We start from the raw sequence: 230 nt of genomic DNA, 5'->3' as shown, positions 1-230 counted from the left end.
GGATCCGGGGTCAGGGTCACCTCCCCCGCCTCCACATCACCCAGCCCGCTCGGGCCGTGCACCACTGTCGTCGGCCCCACGGGCTCGCGCAGCAGCGGCGCGGCGGCGCCCTGGGCTACGTCCGCCTTCATGCCGTATTTCTGCTTGAGCCAGAGGGCGTTGCGGGTCCCGTTCTCTATGGTGGCGTTGCCAAACACTGTGGTGATGGCGAGCAAGTCGATGGCGGGGTG

Annotated in this window: 1 protein-coding gene; it reads right to left on the bottom strand. The window is 69.1% G+C overall.

The window, feature by feature from the left end; all coding sequences use genetic code 11:
• Window positions 1-215: nucleoside hydrolase (locus B4920_RS28280; RefSeq protein ID WP_254051089.1), on the bottom strand; the 215-nt coding region annotated here is incomplete at its 3' end.
• Window positions 216-230: the final 15 nt, after the last annotated feature.

Origin of the sequence: Zoogloea sp. LCSB751 (genome assembly GCF_002028455.1) — a bacterium.
In the GTDB taxonomy this organism is placed as follows: Bacteria; Pseudomonadota; Gammaproteobacteria; order Burkholderiales; family Rhodocyclaceae; genus Zoogloea.
Note: the sequence above shows the minus strand (reverse complement) of the source record. Positions and strands in the feature narration are given on the sequence as shown.